This is a genomic window from Clostridium kluyveri DSM 555, assembly GCF_000016505.1.
GTDB lineage: Bacteria > Bacillota > Clostridia > Clostridiales > Clostridiaceae > Clostridium_B > Clostridium_B kluyveri.
The window spans coordinates 1,167,140-1,182,198 of record NC_009706.1 but is presented as its reverse complement, the minus strand read 5'-3'; the positions used below and the strand labels follow the sequence as shown (position 1 = coordinate 1,182,198).

General features: G+C 30.0%; 17 protein-coding genes. 4 read left to right on the top strand and 13 right to left on the bottom strand.

From position 1 onward, the window contains the following. Positions 1–125 precede the first annotated feature (125 nt). The 3 genes from CKL_RS05570 to CKL_RS05565 all read right to left on the bottom strand — a co-directional run bounded on the left by CKL_RS05570 (position 126) and on the right by CKL_RS05565 (position 2,226). Positions 126–296: a DUF6440 family protein gene (locus tag CKL_RS05570; protein ID WP_012101511.1), complete on the bottom strand. Its 171-nt coding sequence runs from the start codon at positions 294–296 to the stop codon at positions 126–128. A 417-nt stretch (positions 297–713) separates the two neighbouring features. Further along, positions 714–965: a hypothetical protein gene (locus CKL_RS20620; RefSeq protein ID WP_012620335.1), complete on the bottom strand. Its 252-nt coding sequence runs from the start codon at positions 963–965 to the stop codon at positions 714–716. A 127-nt stretch (positions 966–1,092) separates the two neighbouring features. Then, a complete protein-coding gene (locus tag CKL_RS05565) occupies positions 1,093–2,226 on the bottom strand; it encodes a hypothetical protein (RefSeq protein ID WP_012101510.1) in 1,134 nt (377 codons plus the stop codon). A gap of 447 nt (positions 2,227–2,673) precedes the next feature. On the opposite strand from CKL_RS05565, the gene CKL_RS05560 reads away from it, so the two are divergent. Beyond that, complete coding sequence (locus tag CKL_RS05560) at positions 2,674–2,931, top strand: TIGR04076 family protein (RefSeq protein WP_012101509.1); 258 nt, start codon at positions 2,674–2,676, stop codon at positions 2,929–2,931. Between the two features lie 288 nt (positions 2,932–3,219). Here CKL_RS05560 and CKL_RS05555 read toward each other — a convergent pair whose 3' ends face one another. Further along, entirely contained in the window at positions 3,220–3,786 is a 567-nt protein-coding gene (locus CKL_RS05555; protein WP_012101508.1) for a DUF3867 domain-containing protein, read from the bottom strand. A 343-nt stretch (positions 3,787–4,129) separates the two neighbouring features. On the opposite strand from CKL_RS05555, the gene CKL_RS05550 reads away from it, so the two are divergent. From CKL_RS05550 to CKL_RS05540, 3 genes are all read left to right on the top strand, one after another. Beyond that, positions 4,130–4,594, top strand: a complete 465-nt coding sequence (locus CKL_RS05550) for a DUF441 domain-containing protein (protein WP_012101507.1) — start codon at positions 4,130–4,132, stop codon at positions 4,592–4,594. A gap of 170 nt (positions 4,595–4,764) precedes the next feature. Next, the gene (locus CKL_RS05545; protein WP_012101506.1) at positions 4,765–5,175 is read left to right on the top strand and encodes a universal stress protein; all 411 of its coding nucleotides are present in this window, start codon (positions 4,765–4,767) and stop codon (positions 5,173–5,175) included. A 102-nt stretch (positions 5,176–5,277) separates the two neighbouring features. Beyond that, positions 5,278–5,691: a universal stress protein gene (locus CKL_RS05540; protein ID WP_012101505.1), complete on the top strand. Its 414-nt coding sequence runs from the start codon at positions 5,278–5,280 to the stop codon at positions 5,689–5,691. Positions 5,692–5,754: 63 nt separating this feature from the next. Here CKL_RS05540 and CKL_RS05535 read toward each other — a convergent pair whose 3' ends face one another. From CKL_RS05535 to CKL_RS05495, 9 genes are all read right to left on the bottom strand, one after another. After that, positions 5,755–7,302 carry a methyl-accepting chemotaxis protein gene (locus tag CKL_RS05535; protein WP_012101504.1) on the bottom strand — a complete coding sequence of 516 codons (1,548 nt, stop codon included), beginning with the start codon at positions 7,300–7,302 and terminating at the stop codon, positions 5,755–5,757. Between the two features lie 18 nt (positions 7,303–7,320). Further along, positions 7,321–7,815 (bottom strand): chemotaxis protein CheW, encoded by a 495-nt coding sequence (locus CKL_RS05530; protein WP_012101503.1) that lies wholly within the window; start codon positions 7,813–7,815, stop codon positions 7,321–7,323. 46 nt (positions 7,816–7,861) lie between these two features. After that, positions 7,862–9,886, bottom strand: coding sequence for a chemotaxis protein CheA (locus CKL_RS05525; RefSeq protein WP_012101502.1), 2,025 nt, complete (start codon positions 9,884–9,886; stop codon positions 7,862–7,864). Positions 9,887–9,909: 23 nt separating this feature from the next. After that, complete coding sequence (locus CKL_RS05520; protein ID WP_012101501.1) at positions 9,910–10,272, bottom strand: response regulator; 363 nt, start codon at positions 10,270–10,272, stop codon at positions 9,910–9,912. A 305-nt stretch (positions 10,273–10,577) separates the two neighbouring features. After that, positions 10,578–11,447, bottom strand: coding sequence for a radical SAM protein (locus tag CKL_RS05515; protein ID WP_012101500.1), 870 nt, complete (start codon positions 11,445–11,447; stop codon positions 10,578–10,580). 128 nt (positions 11,448–11,575) lie between these two features. Further along, positions 11,576–12,079: a pilus assembly PilX N-terminal domain-containing protein gene (locus CKL_RS05510; protein WP_012101499.1), complete on the bottom strand. Its 504-nt coding sequence runs from the start codon at positions 12,077–12,079 to the stop codon at positions 11,576–11,578. A gap of 46 nt (positions 12,080–12,125) precedes the next feature. Next, on the bottom strand, positions 12,126–12,659 hold the full coding sequence (locus tag CKL_RS05505; protein WP_012101498.1) for a PilW family protein: 534 nt from the start codon (positions 12,657–12,659) through the stop codon (positions 12,126–12,128). A gap of 9 nt (positions 12,660–12,668) precedes the next feature. Beyond that, entirely contained in the window at positions 12,669–12,980 is a 312-nt protein-coding gene (locus CKL_RS05500) for a type II secretion system protein (RefSeq protein WP_012101497.1), read from the bottom strand. Between the two features lie 57 nt (positions 12,981–13,037). Then, positions 13,038–15,014 carry a type II secretion system protein gene (locus CKL_RS05495; protein ID WP_012101496.1) on the bottom strand — a complete coding sequence of 659 codons (1,977 nt, stop codon included), beginning with the start codon at positions 15,012–15,014 and terminating at the stop codon, positions 13,038–13,040. Between the last annotated feature and the right edge of the window lie 45 nt (positions 15,015–15,059).

Here is a 15,059-nt window from a genome sequence, read left to right as displayed (position 1 = left end):
ATTTAAACCATATTATTTAATTTTAAAAGACCAAATTTTTCTAACTAATTCACATAAAATTCATATTACAAATATAAAAAACACCGTAAAATTCTTTTAATAATACAGTGTTTTATACTTTAAATTTATTTCTTTGTTATAACCGGTTTTCCTTCTGAATCGAGCAATACAGTCAATCCTCCAGAACTTCCATTGCTGACATATAAATAGTTTACCCCAGTTTCTCTGTCGACTATTATCCTATAGCCTTCCATGACCCCTTGATTAAATACAGTCTCAAAACGTTTATCTTTCATATTATCACCACTTTTCTAAATGGATAATTTTTAATTATATAATACACCATATTATTCAATTTTCAAATAAATTCTCATGTCAACGAAGATTACGACAACTAATCAATCCCATAAACTTCCATACCGAAATTGAATAACAAAGCATCAAAATATAATAATCAAGTCCACATATTAATTAAACGATAAATATTATAGTATTTTAAATCTAAAAGAGGAGGTAATACTTATAGATATTAATGTTATTGGAACTGCAAATAAAAGACTTAATAATTTAAATTATATTACTAAAAACAATATAAAAAAATCATATGACGGAGATGAACTAAACAATAACACTTCAAAGACTGAAGTAGAAAAACAGAACTTAGGAACTGATACATTTATCAAACCTACAGAAGAAGATGCAGAAAAATCAACCTACAAACCTGCAAAAAAGAAACTCTCCACAGAAGAAATTACAGCCTTAAAAGAAGAACAGGATAGCTTTAAAACAGAACTTATAAAAAAATTTATAAGTGATACCATAAACGCCCAAAATAATCTCTTTAAAAGATCAACTGGAAGCAAAATTACCAGTATATCAGAAGAAACTACAGATTTACTTACTAAAATATTTGGCTCTGTAGAAGATGCATATGACAGCGATTTACCACAAATTTGTAAAGACACCTGTACTGAGGTTATGAGAAGATTCGATGAATTACAAGGCAGTACTGGTAACGCTGCTAAAGAAGTTATAGATGACCAATAGACTAATAAAGGAAGTTAATTTTTATAACTTCCTTATTTTAAATTCTTATACTATAAAATCTACTTGTTGAACAGTACCCACAGTACCATTTTCCCTTACAAAAATTCCAGAGCTCTTTACCTCTGCCAAGCTCTTGTTTTCCGTATCTTTCATGGAAAATTCAGTGCCTATATTTCCTAAATAAATAGCTCCTATGCCTTTTTCTCCTAGGGCAAAAAGTTTATCATTCCCTTCTTCATCCTTAGTCCATATTCTCAATTTATTGAAAATATCATCGTTTTCATCGATCCAATTGTTGTGGTCACTATCATATTTGGCTAAATCCTCAAATCCATCTCCAGAATTAGGGCCAAATAATTCTCTTCCATCATTTATAACTCCATCTCCATTTAAATCTAGTGAAAGAAATCCACTTCCATTTTTTAAAGAAGAAATTTGATCTTCCTTCCCATCTGAATCTAAATCAAAACTAAATTTGGTAGAATTAAGTTCTGCAGCCTTCCCATCAAAATTAATTACCAAAGGATCAATTGATCTATCCCCTGCTTGAAGGGATAAATTGGCCTCTGTATAAAAAGATCTGCTCATATTAAGCTCTATGTCAAAATTTATCTCTTTTCCATCTGCAGTATGAATCAAACCAGAAGATTTAAAAGAAGTTTTCTCCCTTTCCAAATATGATTCATTAAGATTATACTGAACACCCCACCCTAATTGAGGACCTCTATTAGAATTTATACTTAAATTTTGAAAATTAACAGGTGAATTCAATTTAATGCTTTCTGGCATTTGAATGTTCAACTCTGCAGCAGATTTAAGCCTGATTTTCCTCTTAAAAACTGCACTTAAAAGATCTTCTAAAATTTTAAGTTTCAAGTCACCTTCTGTTGTAACTGCATAGCCTATATCTATACTATTAGTTATCCTGGTAAACTCTAAAGTTTTTTCCGCATACCCTTCCATTCCCTTTAGAGATTCTTTTTTCTTTTCCATAAAGTCCTGTGCTTCATCTGATAGTTCCAGTTTATCCCCATCTACTAAGTCTTCAGTAAACTCTTTAAGCCGCTGCGGCATACTGCTCCCATAATCTTCCCATGCATTTAAATTCTCTACTTTCTGATAAGCTTTTACCAGACTATGTTGACTAGACATTTGAATACTTGAATCTTGAATCTTCATGATTTTACCTCCCTGTTATTAATTCATTCTTAAATCCAGATAAAGTTTACTATCAAAAATCTTGCCTATCTGAATCTTAGAATAACCTATCTAAGGGCTTATCAGTGCATATTCTCCACTTTCAAAAAACTATGCAGATTAAAAAAAGTGATAGCCTTAAGATAGATATTAAAGCCACTTCCCTGTTAGCTTTTGAATTATTGCATACAATATGTTAAAATACGCCATAAATAATTCTATATATCTTATCGTATTTTTAAGGTTTATCTTAAATTCACATAATAATTTTACGTATATTAAATGCTTCTAATATCTTTATTGATATATTATTTATATTAATCTCATTTAATTAATAATATATTAAAAAAACACTTGATTTTATTGTTTTTTTATATTAAAATGTAAAAAATTCACCATTATAAATTTTATTTAAGGGAGAACTATTTTATGGAACATGTTGTAATAGAAGTTATAGAGTCTAAATGTAATTGTTATAGAAAAGGGGACAAGATATCTATAAAAAATGCACTTATAGATATGGAAAATACAGATAACATATGTGTAATGGCACTACAATCTTTTTTTCCCTTTGTATTTGCTGCTAGAAAAGGTGTCACCCCTGAACAAATGGGTTTTGGAGAAAAACTTATAGTTCAATGTCCTGATTACTGTGATGAAGTTATATTCCAAATTAAAAAAATTTAATTAGCATATCTACAGTAAAATTCAATAAATAAATTTATATATTAATCTTACTATAAATATACAAAATTAAATTCTTCAATGTAACCTATAAAATCTAACTGACTAAGGTCTTCTAAGGTTCAGATGTAAGAAATATTTTTCATGAAAAGTCTAGAGCTGAACCTTAAAATCACTTGGTTATCTAATCTATGTATTTAACAAGAGAACATTTTGATATTTCTCATCTCTTCTTTCAAAATTATTACGTATATAATCCTTTACTTTTTATTATATGTACACAAGAATAATTTAATATTCAAATACCCCCATATTTTCACATAAATAAATCATAAGTTTTTTATCCTTCAGTATTTTCTTATAAGAACATAAAAATTCATTTAATTCAGTATCCTGTAGATTTATTTTTCCAGTACTTTCTAAAATCACTTTTTCTTCACTTATAAATATGGATAAGTTATTTACAGAATTATTTATAGTATATGTAGTCATTAGTACATTTCCTATGTCTTTTTTATATTTTTCCTGAAAACTCAAAGTTTTTCTAATGGTTTCATAATCATTTCCCTTTTCTAAAGATGATATGTCAATTCCCATACTCTTCATTTGTTTTTCTATATCTTCTATGTTAAATCCATATCTTTTCATAAGTTCTTTTTGAATGTTAAACAGCTTTTCATGAGATATATTATTTTTTTCCATATACTTTTGAATCTTTTCAGAAAAATCGGCCATAGTTAATTTACCTTGAGACATATCATAGCTGAGTCCATATACATAATCTTCAAACTTCTCCACATCTTTTTCTCTGGCTTTGTTTTTAAGAACATTAAAATCTACAATCCTATCATCATCCATAAAAATTCCCTCCTTAACAATATAATAAAGGCATATTATGAATACCTTCATACCTTCAATACTTATAATACTATAATACTATAAATCACAGCAAAATTCCTGCTTTATCGTAAATTGGACGCCATAAGTAAAATATACTTGATATTTTCATAACAATCTTTATTTTAATCATTCTATTCAACAGTTTCTTTATTTTAATTATACGTAAAAGATATATTATTATTCTTTATAAAAAAATTAAAGTCAACTATATTGGTTATTGTCATATTTAAATATTTAAAATCATATATTTTCTCAAATGTAACTGTTTATCCGCCCACTACCATTAAGGAGATGAGTTAAATTGGAATCCACCATTATATTAATAATAATACTAACTGCTTCTGTACTTGGGAGAGCTAATTCTGTGGCATTAGCTACCTGCTTCCTTTTGATCTTGAAGCTTTTAAATGCAGATAAATTTATATTTCCCTATTTACAAGAAAACGGATTATTTTTAGGCCTAGTAATACTTATAGCATCCATTTTAATACCTATTGCCGATGGAAAGGTAAGCTATATAAGCATTAGAAATGTATTTACCTCATGGCTTGGAATATTTGCCCTTTTAGTTTCCCTTTTTACAACTTATTTAAGTGGACTTGGTATGAACTACTTAACTATTCAAGGTCACAGTGAAATTATGCCTGCTTTAATTTTAGGAGCAGTAATCGCCGCTGCTTTTTTAGGTGGTGTTCCCGTAGGCCCTATGATAACCTCTGGATTGATTGCTTTAGGCTTAAAATTATTTAATAAAATAGGCTCTTAAATATAACTACATCATTATTTCATATTAGAGCATTTTGTTAAAAATATAAAGATAATTACTTGTATTATAAAATTGAAAGGATTATACTTTTATATAGAAAACGTTATAATGGACATACGTCTGCAATTGCTATAAACTTAAAATAAATAATTGAAAAGGATGTGTTTCACATGACAAAAAGAAAAATTTTAATACCAGTAGACGGTACTGACCGAAGTATGCACTCTCTTGATTGGATAAAAAAATTATTTGAAAAAGATGAAATACAAGTAACTCTCATGAATGTTGTAGAAATGTTTATGGCAAAAGATACTATGATAAAGGATAAAATGTACAGAGCACAGCAAATAAGCCATAGGGTTTTAGATAAGGCTGAAAAAGAGCTTGATGGTTATGAAGTAGAAAAATACCTCACTTTTGGATATGCTGATGATAAAATATTAAAAAAAGCAGAACAGGATAAATTTGATATGATAGTTATGACAAGATCCACAAAGACAGCTTTAGATAGAATGATTGGCTCTGTAACCAGCAAAATTATAAAAAATGCAAATACCTTAGTTGCTATCATTCCAGAATAAACTTAATTATAAAATTTTGATAAGGAAATATATTTATATTACAGTAGATATAAATATATAAGAACTCTTATATAACATATTATTGAAAAGGATGTGTTTTACATGACAAAGAAAAAAATTTTAGTGCCTTTAGACGGAACTGATCGAAGTATGCACTCTCTTGACTGGCTAAAAAAATTATTCAAAGAAGATAAAGTAACAATAACCCTTATGACTATCAGAGAGATCGTCATGGCAAATGATATGACTATAACAAATTCTACTATAGAGCAAGCTCAAAAAGATATGGATGAAATATTGGACAAAGCCGAGAAAAAGCTTGAAGGCTATGAAGTAGAAAAATATAGTGATTTTGGCTCCGCTCCTGACAAAATATTACTAAAATCAAAATTAGATAATTATGATGTAATAATTATGACTAAGTCCAATAAAAAGGGACTGGCTAGAATTATTGGTTCTGTAACTAACAAGGTCTTGAAAAATGCCGATACATTAGTTATTGTCGTTCCAGAATAAAGTATATGTTTGTTTTCAGGGTCATAAGCCTTTAAAGTATTATGACCCACATACATTTTAAATCTATTTTACTTTAAACTTTTTAACCTGTTCCCTCATAAGTTCTGCCTGACTTGAAAGTTCTTCACTGGCAGAAGCACTTTCTTCGGATGCAGTTGAATTTTGCTGTACTACTTCTGATACTTGCATTATCCCTCCTTTAATCTGCTCAATGCCTGCAGCTTGTTCACTGGAAGCAGAAGCTATTTCTCTTACTATATTATCCACTTTTATAACACCTTTTACAATTTTATCAAAAGCTTCCGCCGTTTCATGTACAATTTTAGTACCTCTTTCCGATTTTTTAATTGAATTTTCTATCATAGAAGTGGTTTCTTTTGCTGCATCTGCTGATTTGGCAGCCAAATTTCTTACCTCTTCTGCCACTACTGCAAAACCTTTTCCGTACTGCCCTGCCCTTGCAGCTTCTACAGCTGCATTCAATGCCAAGATATTTGTCTGAAATGCAATTTCATCTATAACTTTTATAATTTTATGTATATTTTTCGATGCCGCATTTATCTCATCCATACTTTGGAGCATTTCTTTCATGTGTGAACTTCCTTCATTTGCACTACTTTTAACTTCTTCTGTAAGTTTATTTGCTTCATTTGAATTATCTGCATTAAATTTCGTGCTTGAAGAAATTTCTTCTAAGGAGGCTGTAAGCTGTTCTATGGAACTAGCTTGCTCAGAGGCCCCTTGAGAAAGAACTATACCTGAATCAGCTATCTGTTTGGATCCTATGGCTACCTGATCTGCCGCAGAATTAATACTTTTTATGACTTCATTTAGATGAGCCGCCATTTTTTTAAAACTATTCTCAAGTATTCCTATTTCATCCTTGGAATCAACCTTGATCTCAATATTTAAATCTCCTTCTGCAATTTTATTTGCAGAATACATAATTTCTGTTATAGGCTTACTTACAGATGATGATATAAATATTCCAAGCATTAATGCAGCAATTATCCCTATAGCCATTAAAACTATAACTAATATCTTTACTGTATGGGCAGTTTGACCATTGCTCTGTGAAAAACTTTTGGCATTACTCTCCTTAAGACTTGCAATAGTTTTTAAATCACTTTCCATATTTTCTTGAACTTTTGTAAGTTCGCTATAAATCAAATTGGCAGCTTCATCATTTTTACTATTTTTCGATAATTCAATAACTTTATTGGCTATGTCCATATATTTAGATTTGTTTTCCTTAAGAGTTCGGATTTTTTGTTTTCCTTCATTAGTTATAAGGGTTTTTGAAAATTCTTCTAATTCATCATCAAAATTATCGCTATTTACCCTTACATTATCTGAATATTTTATAATGCTAGTTTCATCCTTTGATAAAACCACATCTCTTAAAGCAGTTCTTATATTATTATAAGAGCTGGTCATTGTAACTAATTCTCCTAAAGGTACTGTCATCTTTTCATATAATTCAGTATCTAACTCATTTACCTTGCTTATACCATTTATCCCCACCAGACCAATAACAAGCATAATTATTACCATCATACCAAAACCAGTTAGTAATCTAACTCCTATTTTAAAATTATTGAACCACTTCATATCTTATCTCCTTTAATGTTAAATATTATCTGACAAAACATCTATTTCTTCATCATTTAATAGCTTATTGCAATTCAAAATCAGCCTTATGCTGTTTTGTGATTTTCCTATACCTCTTACAAACCTATTTTTATGGCTTCCTATTTCTGGCGGATCTACAATTTCTGAATCAGATATATCTGCTACTTCCAATACACTATCCACAATTAGCCCTATGGCTATATCCTCCATTTCTATCACTATAATGCATGTCCTATCATTGTATTCCCTATACTCCTCTTTAAATCTCAACCTTACATCCATTACCGGTATAATCTTACCTCTCAAATTTATTATACCTTTTATATATTCAGGTAACTCTGGCACCTTGCTTATAGATTGAATTCCTATTATTTCAATAACATATTTAATATCTATACCATAGAATCCATTTGCCAGTGCAAATATAAGATACTTATCTTTTTGGGTATCTTCTCCATCCTCCACAAAAATATCATATACAGGTTTAGTCATATTTACAGATCCCTTCACTACAAATTATTTTATCCGAACGCGGAAATTAGCCAATACTTCCATTCAATTCCCCTATGTTAAGTATTAAACTCATACTTCCATCTCCCAGTACTGTACAGCCGGATATACCCTTTATATTTTTGATTCTTTTTACATAATCCGGGAGAGGTTTTACTACCACCTGTTGTTGACCCAATAACTCATCTGCAAATATGCATACAAACTTATCTTCATTCTTTACCATGACAATTATTCCATCTGCTAATTCTTTAATATTAGTTTCAATTCCGTATAATTTATGTATACGAATTACGGGACAGCACTTTTCTCTTACCATTATCATTTCATTTTTTTCAATATGAAAGATATCATCAGCTTTTGGTCTGAAAAATTTCGTTATTACGGTAACGGGAATGGTATAATAATAATCTCCTACCCTCACATTTATTCCATCTATAATAGCAAGGGTGCTTGGTATTTTTATGGTTATGAGGGTTCCTTCATTATCTTTACTTTGAACTGTCACTATTCCTCCAATCTCTTTAATATTTTTCATTACTACATCCATTCCCACTCCACGTCCGCTGAATTCTGTTATATTTTCCTTTATAGAGAATCCTGGAATGAATATTAAATCATAAATTTCCTTATCACTCATCTCATCTGCAGATTTTTTTAAAAGCCCTTTTTCACGCGCCTTTTTTAAAATTATTTCTTTATTAAATCCTGCTCCATCATCTTTTATCATTACCACAACATAATTATCCTGATTCTTTGCCTCTAAAATAATATTACCTATTTCACTTTTACCTAGAGATCTTCTGCATTCTGCAGATTCTATTCCATGATCAATTGAATTACGCACCAGATGCATAATAGGATCTGATATGTGCTCTATTATATTTTTATCTACTTCCGTATCTTCTCCAATAAATTTTAACTTAACCTTCTTATTTAATTTTTTATTCATATCATGCACTATGCGATTCATCTTATGAAAAATTCCATATACAGGCACCATCCTTACAGACATTACTGTGTCCTGAATTTCTTTAGTAATTTTACGAAGTTGTCTTGCGGATTTTCGAAAATTATCCAACTTTAGCCCTTTTAAATCTGGATTTTCAGTTACCATGGATTCTGCAATAACCATTTCTTCTACTAAATCCATAAGCTTATCAAGTTTCTCAACCTTTACATTTATAAAATTTTGTACATTTGATTTATCTGGTATTCTTTCTTGTTTCCCTGGTAAAGGCTGATAGGGAACATGTCCATTTAAATCCACATTTTCTTTTGGCCTAGAAACAGGATGAACTTCTTCATCTTCTTCCATTTTTATGAGTTTAACGCTTTTTAACAAAACTGTATGTTTTAAGATTTGCTCCACTTCCTCGTAAGATTTATCACATTTTATAAATAGTTTGAATCCTTCCTCCCGTATTAAATTACAGGTATTGTCATTATCAATTATATCTTCAGGCACATAATATAATTCATGGCAAAATTCTTTAAAAGTTTCCACTACCGTATAGGCTCTTAAATTTTCCATCTGGCAGTTGTCTTCAAAAAATATTACAGCTTTATATAGAGTATCCTTCTTATCAATATCGGATTTATCTACCTTCTGGCTATCTATATTATCTTTTTTAGGTAAATCACATTTACTTAGCTTTTCAAGAAACTTTATATTTTCATTTATCATGTCATCACATATACCCTGTACTCCATTCCCGATCTTTATTTTATCAATTTCTCCCTTTATAAAATCTACAGATTTCAATATTAAATCAGATAATTCTTTATAATCCAGATCTTCAGAATTATTCTCTCTGATAAAATATAACAGATCTTCTATAGAATGAGCCAGCATTGAAATATAATCATAGGACATCATGGCTGAAGAACCTTTGATTGTATGTACAATACGAAAAATTTCATCAATGCATTCCTGGCAGTAACAATTTGAATTTTCATTATCCAGCACTAAAGTTTCAAGCTTATTTATTAAATCAGAAGTTTCAAATATATAGGATTCAAGCATAGGATCATTTGAGTATTTATTTGTCATAACTCTCTACCTCTTAATAGTATCTAAATGAACATCACTTTATTAAGTGTTTCAATTAACTGTTCTTCTTTAAATGGTTTAACAATGAATGACTTAGCACCACTTAATATAGATTTCTTCACCATAGTTTTTTGTCCCATGGCAGTTATCATTACAATTTTTGCTTCACTATCATATTTTTTAATTTCTTTAAGTACTTCAATGCCATCCATGTCGGGCATTGTAATATCTAAAGTAACAATATCAGGATTAAACTGTTTATATTTCAAAATTGCAGATATTCCATTTTCAGCTTCTCCCACAACTTCAAAACCATTTCTCTGCAGCATAGTCCTTAAAGAAATCCTCATAAAAGACGCATCATCAACAATAAGTATCTTTCTCATAAAAATCCTCCTTATGTTACATTTTCCAATTTAATTTATCATAAATATTTATTTTTATGATAAAAATAAATTAAATTATAAAACAAATTAAATATAATTATAGTAAATATAATATATGTTCTACATCTCTCACGTTTTTCCTTTATTTTTATAAATATTTATAGAAATATAGAGTTATTTACAAAAATATTCACTTTTTTAAATAATTACTCATATATTATAAAATTTTAGATAAAAAAATAAGAGTCTTGCCCTTTAAAGTGCACTCTAGACTCTTCTTATTATTTTTATAAATTATATTTTTCTTATAATCTTCTGAACTTCTCAGGCTTATATCCATATTTCCCACTTAAAACATCATCAATGAGAGCAATAAGCCTTTCCCCGTCTTCAGATAAAGTTCCACTTAAAGCCACATAATTTGATGCATGGTTGCTTCTAAAAACACAATTAGTGGTATGGATATTTTTAATTAATTCTCTAGTTTCCAGCATAATTTCCTCTGGACTTAGAATTTTGAACTTTCCACTATTAATATCATCATACATTTTTGTTCCAGGTTCCACCATGAGAGTTAAAAGTCCCACATAATCAGGATTGATTGCAGTTATAACCCTTGCAGATTCCATGGCATTTTCCTGCCATTTATCCTTTCCACCTATACCTGAAATAAATGTTACAGAAATTTTGATACCGCTTTTCTTAATCTTTTGTCCTGCCTCTATTATTTCCTCTGAAGTAACTCCTTTTTGTATTTCTTTTAATATTAAATCACTTCCACTTTCTATTCCCATGTAAAATATACCTATGCCCAATTCTTTTAATTCTTTGAGCTCCTCTGGAGATTTTCTTAAAATATCTCCAGGTGTGGCATAAGCAGATACTCTTTTGCATTCTGGAAATAATTCTTTTATTTTAAGCAATATCTGCGTTAATTTTTCCATGGGCAGCACAAGTGAATCTCCGTCTGCCAAAAATATACGTTCTACATGTCCATACATTTGTCTTGCTTCATATAAATCCCCATACACCTCTTCCAAACTTTTTATTCTGAATTTTTTAGCTTTATACATGTTACAAAAAGTACACTTGTTATGTGCACATCCCACGCTAATCTGAATTATCAAGCTATAGGCTTCACTAGGCGGCCTATAGATAATGCCTTCATATCTCATATATAATTACCTCCCTTTTTACAAAATTATTATTTGAATTAAATATTTGATAATTCTCTATACCTGAAATTATACTGCTAATTATAACACTATTGTTACATAATATGAACCAGAAAAACTTAAACTTGCTACTGAATATCTAAGGCACTATAAACTTTCCAGCTATCTATAGTATAACGTGAATACTCATATACATTTGATACACTATTAATATTATAATAAATGGATACCTGTGCAACTATACCGCAGCCTTGAGAAGCATAATTACCTGAAGAGGTGATTTTAAAGGTGTATTTTTTGGGTGAATCATTATCCCCATCAGAATTAGGTTTTTCTGTACATTGAAATGAGGCTTTATAAACTTCTATAATATCCTTATAGGTTATTTTATTTGAAGTATTGCCATCGGTTCCAATATTTTCGTCAACTTCTTTACCATCAATTTTCTTGTTGATCTCATTTATGCAATCATAAACACCTGCTTCGGCACTATAATATTCTCTGGTTCTATTTAGTGTATCTGAAGCTGCCCTATTGCTTTTAATACTGGTATCCACCATATATGCAGCTAACGTAAAAACTATCATCATAATAATAACAACTATTAAAAGGGCAGAACCTTTTTTCTTCATAATATTTTCCTTCTTCCCTCTGTATAGTACAAAAATAAAAAATATTTCATTTCTTTACATTAACAGCTGTGGAGCTTTCAATGTGTACATTTCCTTTTAAAACGGAAACTGTAATTACAATTATTCCATTTTTATTTTCAGTTGAAAAATCAACAGAATCTATATTAAAGCACTTATTCTGATTGTCATTTTTAAAATATAAGGTTTTATTAATACTATCATATTGTATATCAGAAGGAGGAGGTGAACCCGACTCTGGGAAATTTGAAAGCACATTAACTATATTGCCATTATCATTTATACTATTTACCTGAATTTCTCCATTTTGATTTATGGAAATTGATTTACTCCCATCTGAAGATTTTAGAATTTTAGTGCCATTAGTTGAACTATAGCTTCTTATATTATCTGTAAGCATATTTAAAGATTTATTTACATTATACTGAACATCTATATTATTGTTCAAACTAAAAGATTGTCTTATCTGCGAAAAAAAAGTTTGATAAAGATATGCCGAAAATATAGCAAAAATAGTCAATGTTATCATCAATTCAATTAAAGTAAATCCTTTTTTTTTCATGCTCTCACCTTACTTTTCAAAAAAATATGATTTTAATATTTCTTCTCCGCTGGAATTGTCAGTTATTATAATTTCAAAAAGATTATTTTCAATAGGACTTTTTTTAAAAGTAAGCTGTGAATTTGTATTTTGATAATTTTCCGGATTATTTTTATACTCTTCCAGACACTTTTGTGCCTCCATCATTACATTCTGCTTTTGAATCTGCATATTCATATTTTTATTTGCTGTAATATTAAGTCTCACCGCCAAAGCAGACAGTACTAAAAATATGGTAATAGCCATCATAACTTCTATATAGGTAAAACCTGTACTCTTCATTTAAACTCCCTGCCTTTAAAATTATCTACCATTCTTACTTATGCTTTTACCAATACCTTAATTAAGATATTGCTCACATATATCATTGATTTCATTTTTAATACTTGCTGTATATTGAGTACTGCTTGGCTGTGTTATTGTAAAAGTAGATTGAAGCTTCGTATCCATGCTTTTAGCGATAATTGATGAATTATTAAATGTTACATTAGCAAGATTGCTATTACTGGGAAAGCTCATTTTTCCAGCACAATAAATTATAAAATTACTCAAAATCATATCCTCGCCATTATTAATATTAGCATTTTTATTAATAGCACAATCTCCATCTATTATTAAAAACTTATACATACTTGAATTGATATTAGAAGCCTGTAGTGCCTGTTTTAACGCATTGGTATCTGACCCCTTAACCATATAAAAAGCTATGCCTGGATAAGTAGTAGTATCATAACCACTGGTATAGTTAGTATTTTTAAGTGTCTTTATTAACCTGGTAGTGGTTATCTCACTAATAGATGTACTAGGTGCAACTGCTTCTGGTACAGTAGGCTCTTTCTCTGATACTTGCGTATAGCCTGGATTTAATGATCCTCCATATTGATCATGAGAAAAACTATTTACATGAGTCTTTAGACTAGACGTATTTATATTTGAATGCCCATAATTAAAAGTATCGGCATCTATATAAGTATCTCCTAATGTTACACTCCTTAAAATGCTGACAGTATTTTCTGCTTTAAGATATGTTTTGCCATTTATATTTACACTTTGACCATTGTTTCCAAAATCCAAATTATTCCCTGCAATCATCGTTATAGGAGCTTCTGAATTTACTGCATAGTAAAATTGTGTATTTTGCCCAGATTGAATATATGCAGAGCTTCCATTATCCAAAGTTAAATTGCCACCGGTATTATTAAAGTAATTATTCCCACCGGCTACTACATAAAATTTACTGTTTGCCACATTAACACCGCTGTAAAAATTTATATCTTTATTGCTTTGTATTTGAACACTTCCACTATTAAATTGTGCATTGATACCAACATTATCGAAGGTAACACTATTGATACCTAAGATAGATATATTGCTGCTCGTTTGTAAATTACTCTTAAATGTCATATTATATGCTTGAAAATTAGTTTGCCCTGTAACTTTTACTGTATTATTGCCACCATTTCCAGTGACAACACTACTTCCAGAACCTACACCCAATATATTGAAATCTCCATTAACATTAGTATTCTGCTGGAAAGTAATCTTCTTACCCTGAAGGTATGCAGAACCCGTAATATTCATGTTGGTACTGCCATTTCCTAAATTGATTTCACTGCTGCTATCTCCAAATACATTAAGGCAGTTAGCTTCAAAAAAATCTCCTATGGTATTTCCACTTCCTCCGCCATTACCTGAATCACCTCCATCATCTCCAGAAGACCCTCCACTGCCAGAACTGCTGGTAGATGCAGGAGGAAATTTAATAATATATGGAGGATTAATTATTTCACCGCTGTTATTTAAACCATACAGCACGTAACCTGTACTATAAATAACCGCCACTACATTTCCTGCAAAGCCTGTCCCCTTGGGTAAACTACTGCCGTTGATTATATCATTATTACTTGAAGGTAAAGTATCTTCACAATAATATATAATAACTGAGGAATTTGTGGAAGAAGTACCGCTGCTCACATTACCTTGAGGATATACGGAATTTGCATCAGTAAAAGGGTTTATCAGTGCATTGCTTCCATAAAATTTTGAACTCATCTCCGATGCCACATTATTTACAAGAGAAACAAGAGCTTCTGCAGAAGTTTTATTTTCACTTATAGATTTATGATAGGAAATACCGTCCTTTCCAGCTCTATTTTCAAGATAAGTCCTAACAAGCAGTGCATTGGTAGATACACTTTTATTTTTTGACTGCAGTTTAATTGCCCCTACTTTTGGCACTAAAACCATTGAAAGTATGCCTATAACTGCTATAACTATCATAATTTCTATTAACGTGAATCCTCTTTTTCTGCACACCTGACTGATCCTCCTTACCACCATATTTAAAATTAACTTTCATTT

Excerpts from the sequence above, each read along its gene's own strand:
- CKL_RS05520 (WP_012101501.1), bottom strand. The coding sequence starts at position 10,272 with ATGAGAAAGATACTTATTGTTGATGATGCGTCTTTTATGAGGATTTCT.
- CKL_RS05505 (WP_012101498.1), bottom strand. The coding sequence starts at position 12,659 with ATGAAAAAAAAAGGATTTACTTTAATTGAATTGATGATAACATTGACT.
- CKL_RS05560 (WP_012101509.1), top strand. The coding sequence starts at position 2,674 with ATGGAACATGTTGTAATAGAAGTTATAGAGTCTAAATGTAATTGTTAT.
- CKL_RS05510 (WP_012101499.1), bottom strand. The coding sequence starts at position 12,079 with ATGAAGAAAAAAGGTTCTGCCCTTTTAATAGTTGTTATTATTATGATG.
- CKL_RS05565 (WP_012101510.1), bottom strand. The coding sequence starts at position 2,226 with ATGAAGATTCAAGATTCAAGTATTCAAATGTCTAGTCAACATAGTCTG.
- CKL_RS05515 (WP_012101500.1), bottom strand. The coding sequence starts at position 11,447 with ATGAGATATGAAGGCATTATCTATAGGCCGCCTAGTGAAGCCTATAGC.
- CKL_RS05525 (WP_012101502.1), bottom strand. The coding sequence starts at position 9,886 with ATGACAAATAAATACTCAAATGATCCTATGCTTGAATCCTATATATTT.
- CKL_RS05535 (WP_012101504.1), bottom strand. The coding sequence starts at position 7,302 with ATGAAGTGGTTCAATAATTTTAAAATAGGAGTTAGATTACTAACTGGT.
- CKL_RS05540 (WP_012101505.1), top strand. The coding sequence starts at position 5,278 with ATGACAAAGAAAAAAATTTTAGTGCCTTTAGACGGAACTGATCGAAGT.
- CKL_RS05555 (WP_012101508.1), bottom strand. The coding sequence starts at position 3,786 with ATGGATGATGATAGGATTGTAGATTTTAATGTTCTTAAAAACAAAGCC.
- CKL_RS05500 (WP_012101497.1), bottom strand. The coding sequence starts at position 12,980 with ATGAAGAGTACAGGTTTTACCTATATAGAAGTTATGATGGCTATTACC.
- CKL_RS05570 (WP_012101511.1), bottom strand. The coding sequence starts at position 296 with ATGAAAGATAAACGTTTTGAGACTGTATTTAATCAAGGGGTCATGGAA.
- CKL_RS05530 (WP_012101503.1), bottom strand. The coding sequence starts at position 7,815 with ATGACTAAACCTGTATATGATATTTTTGTGGAGGATGGAGAAGATACC.
- CKL_RS05545 (WP_012101506.1), top strand. The coding sequence starts at position 4,765 with ATGACAAAAAGAAAAATTTTAATACCAGTAGACGGTACTGACCGAAGT.